Annotated in this window: 14 protein-coding genes; 7 read left to right on the top strand and 7 right to left on the bottom strand. The window is 38.5% G+C overall.

What is annotated here, in order from left to right; genetic code table 11:
• Position 1 precedes the first annotated feature (1 nt).
• Positions 2–1,315 (top strand): formylmethanofuran dehydrogenase subunit B, encoded by a 1,314-nt coding sequence (locus tag V7O67_RS06695; RefSeq protein WP_406656911.1) that lies wholly within the window; start codon positions 2–4, stop codon positions 1,313–1,315.
• Complete coding sequence (gene fdhD, locus V7O67_RS06690; protein ID WP_406671310.1) at positions 1,312–2,136, top strand: formate dehydrogenase accessory sulfurtransferase FdhD; 825 nt, start codon at positions 1,312–1,314, stop codon at positions 2,134–2,136. Before V7O67_RS06695 ends, fdhD begins: the two co-directional genes overlap by 4 nt.
• An 8-nt stretch (positions 2,137–2,144) precedes the next feature.
• On the opposite strand, the gene V7O67_RS06685 is transcribed toward fdhD, so the two are convergent.
• The 5 genes from V7O67_RS06685 to V7O67_RS06665 all read right to left on the bottom strand — a co-directional run bounded on the left by V7O67_RS06685 (position 2,145) and on the right by V7O67_RS06665 (position 9,616).
• Positions 2,145–2,351, bottom strand: coding sequence for a hypothetical protein (locus V7O67_RS06685; RefSeq protein WP_406671309.1), 207 nt, complete (start codon positions 2,349–2,351; stop codon positions 2,145–2,147).
• A 116-nt stretch (positions 2,352–2,467) separates the two neighbouring features.
• The gene (locus V7O67_RS06680; RefSeq protein ID WP_342305624.1) at positions 2,468–4,261 is read right to left on the bottom strand and encodes a hypothetical protein; all 1,794 of its coding nucleotides are present in this window, start codon (positions 4,259–4,261) and stop codon (positions 2,468–2,470) included.
• Positions 4,242–5,639, bottom strand: a complete 1,398-nt coding sequence (locus V7O67_RS06675; RefSeq protein ID WP_406671308.1) for a hypothetical protein — start codon at positions 5,637–5,639, stop codon at positions 4,242–4,244. The genes V7O67_RS06680 and V7O67_RS06675 overlap by 20 nt, the downstream gene beginning before the upstream one ends.
• Before the next feature lie 90 nt (positions 5,640–5,729).
• Entirely contained in the window at positions 5,730–8,879 is a 3,150-nt protein-coding gene (locus V7O67_RS06670; RefSeq protein ID WP_342305626.1) for a tubulin-like doman-containing protein, read from the bottom strand.
• On the bottom strand, positions 8,876–9,616 hold the full coding sequence (locus tag V7O67_RS06665) for a hypothetical protein (RefSeq protein ID WP_342305627.1): 741 nt from the start codon (positions 9,614–9,616) through the stop codon (positions 8,876–8,878). Before V7O67_RS06665 ends, V7O67_RS06670 begins: the two co-directional genes overlap by 4 nt.
• 635 nt (positions 9,617–10,251) lie before the next feature.
• On the opposite strand from V7O67_RS06665, the gene cfbA (V7O67_RS06660) reads away from it, so the two are divergent.
• The 3 genes from cfbA (V7O67_RS06660) to cfbA (V7O67_RS06650) all read left to right on the top strand — a co-directional run bounded on the left by cfbA (V7O67_RS06660) (position 10,252) and on the right by cfbA (V7O67_RS06650) (position 11,838).
• Positions 10,252–10,647: a sirohydrochlorin nickelochelatase gene (gene cfbA, locus V7O67_RS06660; protein WP_406656909.1), complete on the top strand. Its 396-nt coding sequence runs from the start codon at positions 10,252–10,254 to the stop codon at positions 10,645–10,647.
• A 153-nt stretch (positions 10,648–10,800) separates the two neighbouring features.
• Positions 10,801–11,241: an N-acetyltransferase gene (locus V7O67_RS06655; protein WP_342305629.1), complete on the top strand. Its 441-nt coding sequence runs from the start codon at positions 10,801–10,803 to the stop codon at positions 11,239–11,241.
• Positions 11,242–11,415: 174 nt separating this feature from the next.
• Positions 11,416–11,838: a sirohydrochlorin nickelochelatase gene (gene cfbA, locus V7O67_RS06650; protein WP_406656908.1), complete on the top strand. Its 423-nt coding sequence runs from the start codon at positions 11,416–11,418 to the stop codon at positions 11,836–11,838.
• Positions 11,839–12,015: 177 nt separating this feature from the next.
• On the opposite strand, the gene V7O67_RS06645 is transcribed toward cfbA (V7O67_RS06650), so the two are convergent.
• Entirely contained in the window at positions 12,016–12,303 is a 288-nt protein-coding gene (locus tag V7O67_RS06645) for a NifB/NifX family molybdenum-iron cluster-binding protein (RefSeq protein WP_406671431.1), read from the bottom strand.
• A gap of 70 nt (positions 12,304–12,373) precedes the next feature.
• Between V7O67_RS06645 and V7O67_RS06640 the strand changes: the two genes are divergently transcribed.
• The gene (locus tag V7O67_RS06640) at positions 12,374–13,318 is read left to right on the top strand and encodes an IS5 family transposase (protein ID WP_342303665.1); all 945 of its coding nucleotides are present in this window, start codon (positions 12,374–12,376) and stop codon (positions 13,316–13,318) included.
• 91 nt (positions 13,319–13,409) lie between these two features.
• Here the strand turns inward: V7O67_RS06640 and V7O67_RS06635 are convergent, their stop codons facing one another.
• Positions 13,410–13,571 (bottom strand): NifB/NifX family molybdenum-iron cluster-binding protein, encoded by a 162-nt coding sequence (locus V7O67_RS06635; protein ID WP_342305631.1) that lies wholly within the window; start codon positions 13,569–13,571, stop codon positions 13,410–13,412.
• Positions 13,572–13,838: 267 nt separating this feature from the next.
• Between V7O67_RS06635 and V7O67_RS06630 the strand changes: the two genes are divergently transcribed.
• Positions 13,839–14,537 carry a DUF169 domain-containing protein gene (locus V7O67_RS06630; protein WP_342305632.1) on the top strand — a complete coding sequence of 233 codons (699 nt, stop codon included), beginning with the start codon at positions 13,839–13,841 and terminating at the stop codon, positions 14,535–14,537.
• Positions 14,538–14,588 lie beyond the last annotated feature (51 nt).

The raw sequence follows: 14,588 nt of genomic DNA, 5'->3' as shown, positions 1-14,588 counted from the left end.
AATGGTCTACAAGAACATTATCTGCCCTGTTTGCGGAGGATCATGTGACGACGTCCAGATAGATCTGGATTCTGAGAATCGTACAATTGATGTCCAGAACGCATGTAAAATGGGTAACGCCAAGTTCCAGGAAGTTGTGAGCTCCCACAGGATACTTAAACCAACTATCAGGGAAAACGGCAAGGTCAAGGACGTCAGTTGGGAAGAAGCACTTGAGATGGCAGCAGACATACTTGTTGACTCAAAGCGCCCACTATTCTTCCTTGGAAGTGAGACATCATGTGAAGCCCAGGAAGTAGGAATGCACATCGCTGAATATCTTGGCGGTGCAGCCGACTCTAACGCAACTATCTGCCACGGACCAACCGTTATGGGAATCCAAGAATCAGGTATGGTAGGAGCTACAGCCGGTCAAGCAAAGAACAGAGCTGACATGATCGTCTATTGGGGTGTCAATGCACTGGAATCCATGCCAAGACACATGTCAAAGTATGGTGTTTTCCCAAGAGGTTACTGGACCAAGAGAGGAAGGTTCGACAGGACTCTCGTCACAGCCGACCCAAGGAGAACTCCCACAGCTGTCGCATCAGATCTGCACCTGCAGCTCAACCCAAACACTGACTACGAACTGCTCAGTGCCCTGTTTACCATCCTCAATGGCAAGGAACCACATCCATCCGTTGAAGAGATAACCGGAATACCAATCTCCGTGATGAAGCAGACCATTGAGATGATGAAGGAAGCAAACTTCGTAGCTATTTACGTAGGACTTGGTGTCTCATCATCATACGGCAAACACAGAAACATTGAGATCGCACTGAACTTCGTCAAAGAGATGAACAATTACACCAAGTGTAATATAGGTGCTCTCAGAGGTCACTGTAATGTGGCAGGATTCAACCAGCTTGCTTCCTACCTCTATGGTTACCCATTCGGTCTTGACTTCATGAAGGGATACCCAAGGTACAACCCTGGAGAGACAACCTGTGTGGACCTGCTCAGGGAGAAGGATGTTGACGCAGCATTTGTTATGTCCGCTGACCTTGTGAACCACATTCCTGCAGACTGTGCAAAATATCTCGCAGACATACCGATGGTCTGTCTTGATATCGCACCATGTCCCACAACAACAGCTTCAGAGGTTGTTATTCCTGGTGTAATTGATGCTATGGAATGTGACGGTACGTTCTACAGGCTCGACAATGTGCCTGTACACTTCGAACCATTCACAGATTCTCCATTTTCTGAAACAAAGAGCAATGAGGACACCCTCAAGCAGCTCTTTGCCAAGGTAAAGGCCAAGAAGGAAGCATGAGTGAGAACTGGTACTCAGAAAAGAACAGGAAAACTGAGGTCTTCCGAAAAGATGAGGAAAACATTTCCTCTCCCTTTTATGTTCCGCTGAAGTGCCTGGAGATCACTGAGAACAATAAACAACACATCAATGTGGACGTTATCATCGAGGAAAGGTTCGACCTTTTCGTGAATAACGTTCATATAACCACTTTTTTTGCAAGTCCGATGGAACTCAGAGAGCTTGCACTGGGATTTCTTGTCTGCGAGGGATTCATAGAACCTGATGTGAAAGTGGACTCCATCAGCGTAGAAGAGAAATCTATTTTCTGCGAGATCGACATCAATACTACGGAACTGGAAGAACTCACACATCTTGAGAGATGCGGTACCACATCATACAATAAAGACAACGTCAAAAAGGTTAATTCCAATACAGGATTTAGCACCGACGCCATTATCCATGCAGTAGGCCAGCTAAAAGAAGTAGGAAGAATCTGGCACCGCACCGGAGGAGCACACACATCCATCATCTGTAATAATCAGGGAGAAGTACTTTTCTTTTGTGAGGACGTGGGAAGGGCATGCTCGATGGACAAGGTTGTTGGCAAAGCTCTGATGAACGGCATAGACCTTTCCGGATGCGCTCTGGTAACTACGGGCCGGCTTGCCTCTACAATGGTCTCAAAAGCAGTTAACGCCGGATTCCCACTTGTCGCAAGCAAGGGAGCCACCGTGCGTGAAGCAGTGGAGCTTGCACAGGAGGCAGGGATTACACTGGTTGCTTTTGTGAGAGGGAGAAAATTGTATGTATATACCGGGGAAGAGAGAGTGATTAGCTGACTTTTCGGCTACATAGCCCCATCAGCAGTGAGTTCCCGTAATCTTGAAAAGTCATTTAAAGAATTTCTGTTTCCTGAAATTTCTAAATAGATTGAATTTCTTTTAGAATCAATTTGCCTTGCAAAATCTGTATATTCATTTGTATCATATTCCGACTTGATGAGTCTACCACCAAAACTATAAATATAAAATTCTGATTGACAAATTTGAATCATCAAAATCCCCCATTTTATACTACGATTTAACGCGATGATAAACGTTAACATAACATACTGATTAAGAATTTTCAAAATGTTTCGATTTATTATTTGATAAGACAAGCGTAATACTATTAAACGCTCTCAGAATTATTTTCCTCCGTTAAATTTGCCGTATTATTCAAACTTTTATTGGCTGAATCTACTGATGACTCATTAAATTTAATAGAATCAGACATGTTGTCTGCACCCTGAATTATAGTCCCTACACTAGTATTGTTTGTATTAAGAATTACAGATTCGTTGTTATGTGTCGTGTTGTCTCCTGAAATAAAACCAATAATATCATCCGTGATAGAAGAATTACTGGAGTAATTATTGCCCAAAAAGGGAATACTATTTGGGACTAACAGGAACATAACTGCAGCAATAAGCATGATTGCTACGATAGCATATGAAGCCAACATCATTGTATTTGTTTTTTTATTCTTTTTGTAGCTCTGTTTGGCAACAACATAACTTGTGCCAAAATAGGAATCCAGAATTTCTGCTTCATTAGTAGTTAACTTTGAAGATAGATCATACGCCCTTAGCTCAGTGCTTATATAATCTACAAAAATCTTACCGCCTGCTGAGGGAGTGGTGGTCACATTATTGGCTACAATTTTAAGCAGCTCTATCAATTTATTATTATCGTAGGAAGACAAAGCCATTGCTACATTATTTTTGAATCTTTCGCTGCCATCATCACCATATATAAATCCCACATTACATAATGCCGATAGTAACTCTTTATCTTCATTTGCATATATTTTGCGAATTGTGTCCCTTATCACATAACTCCATAAAGCTCTGTTTCTAAGGAGAATAATATCGAGTTTCTTTTTGACATCTGCATTCCTTATCCTTTCAAAAAGGCTTTTTAATGCTTCATCCTCACCCATATGACAATACATTGTATTTTGAGATGAAAATTGTTTACTGTATAACTCAACTATGTTCGCAACTGTTGTTTCGTTTGTAATTGGCATTTGTCTGATTTGAGATGAACGTTCCTTAAAAACATGAGATATTACCGAAGTATTATCATTATACAAATCAAATAATTTATACAATGATTCACTGGTTGTGAAAATATCTAGAACATCCCATGTATAAACTTTGAAGGCAACATGCTTAGTGTAAAACGAAAGAAGTTTCCTGTCACTTCTTTCCACATAGCTTTTTATTTCACCCGAATGCTCCCTGAAAACCATGGGAAGCAAAGAGTAATACTCACTGTAATGAGGAGATTGCTTCCATTTGACACCAAATTCATCCAGTTCAAAATCCGGATTTGGTTCAATAGGACAAATGGAAATATCACTTTCATAAGGATATTGGGAAGCCGTGAATTTCAGATTTGCTTCAAGGGAATTGACTGCTGTTGTAAAAACACTACTGATCAAAGAAACCGCATTAACTGCACTGACTGATTTTATTGAGACTTTTTCATTGGCAAGCAACTTTCCATAAACATAATTCATCATAGACTCATCAGCAGTGAGTTCCTGCAATCTTACAAAGTCATTTATATCATTCTCTTCCCAGAGACCCACAACTCTGTACTCCAGTTTTTGTAATCGGGATATCTCTGCAGAGACCGTTTCATAGAACTGCATGATCAGCTTTGATTCATAGTTATTGTAACCGGAATACTTACCAACACACACGATTCTCTCTTCTCTGCCACCTACTTCTTCGACTATGACACTGCATCCCAGTATCAGAGTACTGCTAGTATGTAACAGTTCAAAATACAGGGCATTTCTCTTGGAATCTATCTGCTTTGCCAGATTACTATATTCATTTGAATATATTTCACCATCCCCACTCAGAAGTTTACCGGTGGAGTTGTAGACGAAAAAATCAGAAACCGAATTTTGCAATTTGTTCCACCCTCCATGGATAAATGTTCTTTATAGTTTCTTCCTGCTGATCAACACCCTTAAGAGCATTAGCACTTACAGCGTAGAAATGAATCGGCTCTTTTGTAGCACGGTTTTGTATCTCTTTGAATGTATCGATCTCAGTCAGCATATTAAAAATCTCTTTTTCAATATTCAAAGCATCCTTTGAATTATCCATCACATCATTGATATTCTTAATTTTGTCTGCTTTTGTAACGACAATCGCATAGGATTTGCCTTCACCAAACAACTCCATTATTCTGGAATACTGCCCAAAAAGACGGGTCAAATAACTCGCACCACCCTCATGATAGGAAACAATGTGTTCACCATCTACCAGAAAAACAACTTTTCCTGCACTCTCCAGTTTTTTATATATATGGGCCAGAACCAGCTGATCCAGAATATAAGCAATTTCATCCGGGTGTTTGTCCTTCAAATCCTTAATAAATTCATGGTTACCAATCTTCTCACTAAAAGTCTCTTTATCAATTTCAGGAATTTGTTTACTTATTCTCAGGATAGCTTTGAAATACTCATCCGGAGTTAGATTTTCAGTGAATTCACCACCATAATCCACAAAAGAGAATTCTATTGGCTTGATAGACTTTTTTCCCATCAAAGTATACATGGTCAAATCTGTCTTTTGATTACTTTTTGGCTGCTTTCCGTTCTTCAATTCAGCCAGCATATTTTCGATCCTGTAATAATCTTCCTCCCTTGATGAGGAAATGATCGTTTCGCTCCTGCGACCATTATAATAATGGACAAATTGATTGTACAGGGCAAGCAACAGCAGAGTCTTGCCTGATTTTGAAGGACCATAGACAAATACATCCGAAGCTTTTATACCGCGTACGAATTTCATCAGCAATGCATACAGAATCATCAACGTAAAGAAACTCAGCATGATCATGAACAAATCATTTGAGCCTGAAAGTGCATACTGAGGAATTTCCCGCATATCTTCTTTTGAAATCAGATTTATAAAGATTGCAAACAGGAAAGCTACCATTCCCACAAAGAACAATTTTAAAAAGAAACGCGTTCTTTTTGCAACAATGTCAAAACGGTTGTTCATAAATGAATGCAATATGAACCCAACTCCGGAAAGCATACCCGGAACAAGACCGTCGAGCCTCAGTATATTATCCTGTGACCAAAAAAAGTACAGGAATGGCAAAAAGGCTGCCAATAACAACTGCCCTCCAAACCTTGACCTTTCCTCGAACAACATCCCAATTCCACTTGAAATGAACAGAGCTATAAAAAAGCTCAATATTGCAGCTATGTACCATACAATAGATAAGACGATCTGTTCACTGGTTGCAAGCAGAAATCCGATTGATAAGGCCAAACACAACAAAAAAATAATAGGGTTAAATAAATTAAGTTTCCCCCGTACCCTCATAGTTCCACCTTTATACTTAAGTTATAATCCGATTTTCTATTCAAGTGCTTCACGAAGGGTTTTAACCTCATAAAGATCCTTTATTATAGGGACTATATCCTGACCGGCTTTCTCTGAGTTTGCCAGTTCACCCGCATATTTCACATCCAGTAACTTTTTTCTGGTAATATACTGACCATCCTGCATTTTCAGTACATGATGTAGAATATTGTTACTGCTCTGCTCGTACACCTTCCAGTAGCCTCCCCCTGAAGTCAGCGGAGAAATATTATCCAGGAAACTTGTAGCTGCAAGCAGTGTTAAGGTTACTTCCCACGGTTTGGCATGAGAATGAGTGATCACACGGGCATCCTGAGCGCTCTTGAGTGACATTATGGCATTGATATCAGTGGATATTGTGCTGTTCACAACTGATGAAGAAATATATGAAGACCGTGAACCTATCACCAATCCTACTTTTCCGAAGTTCCACTTTTCAGTGGTACTTATGGGTATCATCTGGTTGTGAATTCCCAGTTTGTAGTTCTCAAGCAACGAAGGATATGTGGCTTTTACCTCAGAAAGAAGGTTGTTAAGCTCGTTCATTCCATTGTCATCGTTATCAAGACTTGTAAGGTCAGACATCTCACCAATGAGAGACAAAATCTTCGGATTGATTTCCCCTACCTTTGTTCTGTAAAGACTCTTATCAGTCTTGTTCTTAGATTTGGTCTTTTCGTTTATAGACGACATGAAATGATAGAACGATTCATAATGCTTATTGAGATCCCTTCTGGAACTGAATGTTCTTTCATGAAGTTCCTCGGCATTGTCCATCATATCGGCAAGAGAATGCTTTTCACCTATCTCTTCTTTAATGCCGTCAATTTCCCCGGTTATAGCTTTGGTTTTCAGGAAATAGCCTTCCTTTTTAAGGTATAATTCCGTCAGACTGTCTCTTAAAGAGCCTATCAGCTCACTTCTCTCAGTTTTATCGAAAATTGCATCTATCCTGTCATAGCTCACGGAATCCTTGGCAGTATCACCTAACAAAGAATTGATAGCCTGGTTTTTGATATCAGCAGCTTTTTTGTGCAGACCCTTGTTAAGAAAGTCATCAGGAATATAGAATTCAAACGGACTGTTTATCTGGATGTTCCAGTATTTGGCATTGGATTTGATATAATCTTCTTTTTCCTTTTTCATTGCCTCGTACTTTCTTATTTTCTTCTTTTTGTCTCCCTTAATTAGGCTGACAAGGCCACCCTTTTCCTGTTTTTTCCTTTCAGAATCATAGAAATAATATAGTGCAATAGATTCGATAAGGCTTAGAAGGCCATCGAAGCTGTCACCAATCTCATGAGAGAGATCTTTGACTTCCTGCTGTATTGCCAAAACATTGGCTGCCCTGAGCCAACTACTCTTATCCCTTGCCTTTACCTCATCACTCTTTAGAAGGGAAATGAACTCCTCAAGCTTAATCTTCAAATCTCTTTCCCTTTCATCCAGGGACTGGACCTTCCGATTGATAACAAGATACTGGTCAATCTCTTTCTCGTTATCAGAAAGCCTTTGCTCTGCCTTTTTACTAATCTGGCTCTTCAGCAGTTCTGCATTTTCATGTTCCTCTTCCTTCTCCATCACATTTTTCTCAAGATCCCTTATTTCATCTTTAAGATTTTTGGTCTTGACATTCATGTTGCTAATAGTAGAGGACATATTCTGATTACCTTTGAGCATATCAATAAGAGTAGATCTTGCAGATTCTTCGGTTACACCTGATACCCTCCTGAAAAGAAGAGCAGTTTCTTCCAGAACCTGAATACTTTCAGGTATTAGATTTGCCAGTTTCTTATCATTCTCATCAGTAAGCTCGCTTGGTTTGACGTTCTGCGAACCTGCTTTTAACTTTGAAAGATATTCTACCAGATCATTAAACGTACTTATCTTATCAATCTGCATTTCAGAAGGAATCTGATTTGCAAGGAAATATTCGATGGTATCCACACTCTTATAATTGAGCAGATGTCCGATCTCATGTTTGAGAACATTTTCAATATTTCGATATTCCTTTTTAATGTACTCGAAATTCTCTTTTGTAGGTGCCGTTTCATTGAAAGAATACTGGTTCTCTAAAAATGAGGAGACCTGCTGATTCAGTTCCTTTCTTGAAATGGTTATCATCTCAAGGGAATTGATAATCTCTTCATACTGGTTCTTAAGTCCCCGAAGATCCTCTATGGGGTATTCGATTACGTGGGAATTTGCGAAAATAAATGATGAGAAAGCTCCTTTCACATCACTTATATTAATATCACCGGTTTCCACATGGAAGAAATTAGTGAACACGTTGGGAAACATTGCATCAAACTCATGGACCTCCTCACGTGCCTCTTCCCCTTTCTTGTATCCGGTCGGACCCAGAGATGTGACAATCACATTGTTGAACAGCCTCTCAGTCATGTTGAGATACTCAAGCTCTGTCAGGGCGATAGACGCATTCAACTGTTCCTTTTCTCCCTCCTGTGTCGTGGGCAGAACTACAAAAAGGCATAACTGTGTGGAATCGCCTTTGAATGCACGTATGTAACGGGCAAGGTCGATGAACATGCCTGAACCTGTGCCCCCCCCTAGGCCCACAACAATAGCCACGCTTCCTCTGCTTGAGAAAGTAGGGAACCCGCTTGACTCACCTTCTGTTATGACCTTGTAGAATATGGCCTTTGAAATAGCCCTTCTGCGGTGCACACCACCACCAAAGTCATCCATTGCCAGATGATCAATCGTCAGCAGATCCTCAAAAGAGATACCATTTTCGGATTCGTCATTTAGCCACCAGGTCTTCACTTTTGGTTCGGATCTCTTATTCTTGACTTTTTCAGCAATTTCCTTGCTTGCGAGGTCGGGAACCTGACTGATATTTGCAAGGGATGGTAAGTAAAAGAATTTGCTTTCGATATTTCCCTGTGCATCACAGGAAATTATTTTATTTTTGAGCTGGACAAGACGCTCTTCATCACCTTCTTTCTCGTTTGCGTCGGCATCCATAGTATATACTTTCAGACGTCTGCCATCACCCGAATAATGTTTCAGGAACCAGTCATTGTTACATATTTCCATTGTCAGCCTTTTTCCGCAACCACCCACACCGACTATGGTCATATCAGTGGGTAATTGTAGTGGTGGTATGATCTTTTCATAGCTCATATCTCATCATCCTCATCGTCGTCAGAATTGCCTATTCGAATACCAAATATTAGACCAATGATAAGAGCTACTATAATTCCTCCTGCTGCCAGATACAATGAAACTGCCGGTCCTTCTTCCCGGGAATTCAGGTAGTCTGCAAGCTCATTGGCTTCATGAACAAGTCCTTTATCAAAAAGATCCGTAAGATAATTCCTGAAGAAAGGGTCATCAATTGTGTCAAGTTTTCCTGTGAAGGAGTCTATCTCAGGCACATTTATTGTAAAGATCCTGGTGTCACTGTCCTTCAGGGTATTCTTCTCATCATCAAGCAGATTGAAACGGTAGTAAGCGTAACCAGTTCTTTTTTCATCGAGTTTTATGAGAGTTACTTTATCTGTCTGAACAACTTCCCTGACCACAGGCACTTTACCCTGCACATGAACAAGAATTGCTTCATCACTATCATTCAGGTTCAGTACATAATTGTTGGAAGTACTGGTAATATTAAATTCGGTAAAATTGTAAAGAGGATTATTCCCGTATGCTTCAAGATCGGTATCAAACGAGATGTAATCTGCTGACTGAGGAATTGCTGAAATCGTTAAGTAAAATTCAACCACATCCCCTTCTCTTGGTTCCGCAGGCAAATCACCTTCTATATCAACATCAACTGCCGAAACAATATAACTCAGTGACAGTAAAATAATGATACAATAAACTACAGATTTAACTAATGATTTTTTTCCTGTTTTCATAATTTCAACTCATTGATTGTCGTTAATTACTCCCACTTTTGCTGAATCCCCACTTCTTATCGTTCAACTTTTTGAGTATGGATTAATCATGAAGTTATTTATTATGTGAATCATCTAAGTATATAGTCTTTCTGATTTTATTGTAACATTCAAAGATTTATTTTTATTGATAATTAAAATTATTTATTTAAATACTATATAACGTTTACAAATAACACAATAAATATACTCAATTAAACAAAATAATATAATTTTAATTAAAATCTAAATAAAAAAACTCATTTAATAATAAGCAAATATAATAAAAAAATAAAACAGGAATACTATTCACGTTTTTTGTACATTACATATCCCCGAACACCACCTACACAACCTAACGTATCCAACCCATGAAATGGGTTTAAATAATTAGATATAAACTAATTGAATATTAGCTACTAAGTTAAAATCCTAAATATTAATCAGTAAAAAAATATGGAAAATATTAGAAACATTCCAAAATCCATATTTGAGACCACATCAGCTTCAATAAATCAAACAAAACCATTATATCACATAACCTCCCTAGTACACCCGCATTAAGTAACACAAATGCAATTAAGAATAATACTATCATTTTGAAAGAAGGTAACATTATGAGTGAAAAAATTGGAATTTTGGCTATTGGGCACGGCAGCAGATTACCATACAACAACCAGGTTGTAACAGAGATCGCAAACATGATTGCAGAGTCTCACCCTGAATATATAGTTAAAGCAGGATTCATGGAGAACAGCGAACCTACAGTTGAAGAAGCACTCATGTCCTTCGAAGGCACAGGAGTAACAACAATCGCTGCTGCACCAGTCTTCCTCGCATCAGGCATACACATCACAAAGGACATTCCTGCAATTCTCAAACTGGATGCTGAGACAAACGAGGGTGAACTCGAACTTGATGGAAACAAAGTCAGGATCGTCTACGCAAAGCCTCTGGGAAGTGACAGTCTCATTGCAGACCTTATCTTCAAGAGAGCACAGGAAGTTCTCTAAGACTGTGTCATAGACACAGTATTCTTTTTGTTGTGAAGAAATCACAACATCTTTTTTAAATCACTGCATCTTGAATTTGTGCATTTTCCATGAATGAATTTGCATATCAGGTCAGTCCACCTATGACAAACAGTTCCTGTTCAAAAGATAACAATGATCAAGCAATTAGAGAATTCTGAAATAGATATCATTATGGATATCTGGTTGAAGACCAATATTGCTGCTCATTATTTTATACCTGAATATTACTGGACTAAAAACTATAATGTTGTTAAAGAAGAATATCTGCCTGTTTCTAAGACCTTTGTTTACAAAGAAGACGGTACGATCAAAGGTTTCATAAGCGTTATTGGTAACTCATTCATTGGTGCATTATTTGTTTTAGAGGCACACCAGGGGAAGGGTATTGGTCAGAAACTGCTGGAATATTGTAAGTTTCTTAGTTCAAATCTGGAATTGGCAGTTTATGCAGACAATAAACCGGCTGTTGATTTTTACACAAAAAATGGTTTCACGATAACGAAAGAACAACCCAACAAAGATTCTGGTTTTATCGAGTATATTATGTTCTGGATTAAAGAAGAAATAATCTGAATTGCCAGATCAATGCATATATATGAAAAAAAATAATCATGGACAGGAATTTTGAACCTGTTTCAATGATTCGCTTATGCTATCATCAGAAGCGAAAATATTTTGTATTATATGTGGTAAATTTTTTGATTCACACGTGTTACTTCTTGAAAAGAGATATATACTTTATTGCTAATGATATTCCAGAAGGAAGAGCACATTATGAGCGAAAAAATTGGAATCTTAACTATTGGGCACGGCAGCAAATTACCATACAATAACCAGGTAGTCACTGAGATCGCTAATATGATCTCAAAAAAGTATCCGGAATATGTTATCAAAGTAGGCTTTGTAGAGCACAGTGAACCTACTGTTGAAGAAGCACTCATGTCCTTTGAAGGAACTGGTGTAACAAAAATAGCTGCAACACCCATATTCCTTGCATCCGGAGTACATCTCACCGAGGATATTCCAGAGATGCTTAAGCTAGATCCTGAAACCAACGAAGGTGAGATCGAATTTGAAGGACAAAAAGTAAAGATTGTCTATGCCAAACCTCTTGGAAGCGACAGACTCATTGCAAATCTCATTTTTAACAGAGTACAGGAAGCACTCTAAGTCTGTGTCAATGGCACAACTCTTTTGTTTATACAGAACCAGACAATCAAATTCTATAGCCAATTCCAAAACGCAGGATCAGGCAAGAACAGCTTTTTCTATCAATGACTTTGGACTGACTTATTTCTGCAGCATCTAAAGCAATGATTCATATTTCTGAATGATCATTATAAGGAGTTATATCTGTTTTCTTGGCCTCTTGTATTCCCTTTTTTGAACGCCTGAAAAGTCTTTTCCCGGTGAATTTGGGCTTTCAAGCCTCTCAAGATCATTATCTTTGTAAGCCTGTATTGCATCTGCAACTGAACCTGTAGTGAAAAGCAAAGTATCTATGCCTTTTGAAGATAGCATTGAGAAAACATTTAATCCAACAAATCTTGTAATGACTATATCAATCTCTCTGTTGAGAATCATCTGAGCTGCCTGAATACCCGCACCATCTGAAGCGGAAGTACTTTTGAGGATTTCGATAAACTACCATCAATACTCATACAATTCAATAAAATTTAAATAATAGCAAAGCAAATTTACTATTATGGATTCTTTTACTGATTTTGCCTTAAATGAAGAATATAAGCGTCTCCAATCTGTCGGAGATAAGCTTGCTGAAATTGAATATTTAGTAGATTGGAAGCCTTTTCGCCCTATTCTGGAGTCAATGTACATAAACAGAACAGCTTCAGGCGGACGGCCTGAAGCTGATGTTATTGTAATGTTCAAGATGCTTGTTCTGCAACAATGGCATGGTCTTTCTGATGCTGAGCTTGAAAAGCAGTGTATTGACAGGATATCCTTTAGGAAATTCCTGGGATTTCCTGAATATGTACCAGACAGTACAACTGTCTGGTCATTCAGGAAGAGAATTATCGACAATGGTAAAGAAAAAGCGGTGTGGGATGAAATGCAGAATCAGCTTGATGCTCTTGGTTTGAAGATTAAAAAAGGAATGATCCAGGATGCAACTTTTATTCACTCAGATCCAGGACATGCAAAAGCAGATGTACTCAGAGGAAAAGATGCGAAAACAAGAAGAAGCAAAGATGGAACCTGGACTAAGAAAAATGGTAAATCTCACTTTGGATACAAACTTCATACAATTATTGATAAGGATTATGAACTAATCAGAAGATTTGAGACAACAACTGCATCACTTCACGATTCACAGGTTGATCTGTCTGAAAAGGGTGAAGTGGTGTATAGAGATAAAGGATATTTTGGAGCAATAGCAAAAGGTTTTGCAGCAACAATGCAACGAGCTGTAAGAGGACATCCTTTAGGAATAATGGATATCCTCAGAAATGAAAGAATAAGTGTGAAAAGAGTCCCTTGCGAAAGAGTGTATGCAGTGACAAAAGAAATATTTAAAACCAGAAAGGTTCTTGTTACAACTGTAGAAAGAGTGAATGCAAAAATGTTGATGACAGCTTTTTGTTTTAATCTGCATCAATTGAGGACACTAAAAACCAAAGGAGTAATTTAGGATAGCGGGAGCTATACTAAAAATAAGGATTAATGAAGAGAAATTAAACAAAATGATAAAAAATGAGAGGATATAATTGAGTTTGAATACTTTAATGATCTAAAATGAGGGAATATCGAAATCCTCTTTTGTTTTTAAGAATTTCAAACTCCATGGAATCTGTATCCACGAGCACAAAGTACAAACATCTTCCAAAATGAGGATCAACAGGAGCATCAAAACTAGCCGATGTAGCTGTTACACATACTTTCATCAAATTTCCCCCTGGGTTTATGATTGTTTTCTTATTATTGCGCACAAAGATTCATACAAATAGAAACAAATGGTTTTATTCGTATAGTACTCATGAAATAAAAAGATAACCCAATTACTTATATATTTATTCTCAATAGAGCAAAAAGGTATTAGTAAAAAGAAACCAATCCCGATATCGAACACATAGCTATCAACAGAATTAAATTAGAAAGATAAATATTCTACTAAAACAATTTTCATTATATAATTTCAAGAAGTTGATCACATGAACAATACTGAAATATCAGAAAAACTCACAGAAATACTCGAACTTAGACATGAACCAGTTGCTGTAAAGATAATAAAGAAGGGAGAAAAGATTCCTGACGGATTTGACGAACCTGACAGCAATATAAGGCACTGCCAATCAATTATGCAAGCAAAAAACGGAGAATCTTTTGTTATTCCTGCCGACAAACACGCTTGCGTGGTTGGTGCTTCCAGCATGGGCCTGATGCCAACACCTCCCAAAGTAAAAGAAGGTGATTTCCATGCGAACCTAGGCATGTTCGAATGTGCCGACGCTGCAGCAAATATGATATCCCAACGTAGCGAACTGGAAGAAGGCAGTACAATCGCTACAGTCGTTGGTCCACTGAAGGAGTTTAAGATCAAACCTGATGTAGTGATCCTGGTGGATCTTCCTGAGACACTTTACTGGCTTGTTCCCGCAGCTACCTTCTTTGAAGGAGGCAGGCAGGACTTCAGCACAGCAGCTTTCCAGGCCACATGCGTGGATTCTACAATTATTCCTCTCCTCACAGGAAAAATGAATATGAGCCTCGGATGCTACGGATGTCGCAGATCCACAGATATAGGAAAAGACGAAATGATTGCAGGAATTCCTTATGGAAACCTCGAGAAAATGATTGAATCTCTTGATAAAATACACGACGGGCCAATGCAAAAAGCAAGACCAAAGTGATCTTAAGTTTCTTTAAAGGAAAGGGTTGGACACAACACCCATTCCTTTTAT

It is taken from the genome of Methanolobus sp. ZRKC4 (genome assembly GCF_045291305.1).
Classification (GTDB): Archaea; Halobacteriota; Methanosarcinia; order Methanosarcinales; family Methanosarcinaceae; genus Methanolobus.
This window is presented reverse-complemented; position numbering and strand designations above follow the sequence as displayed.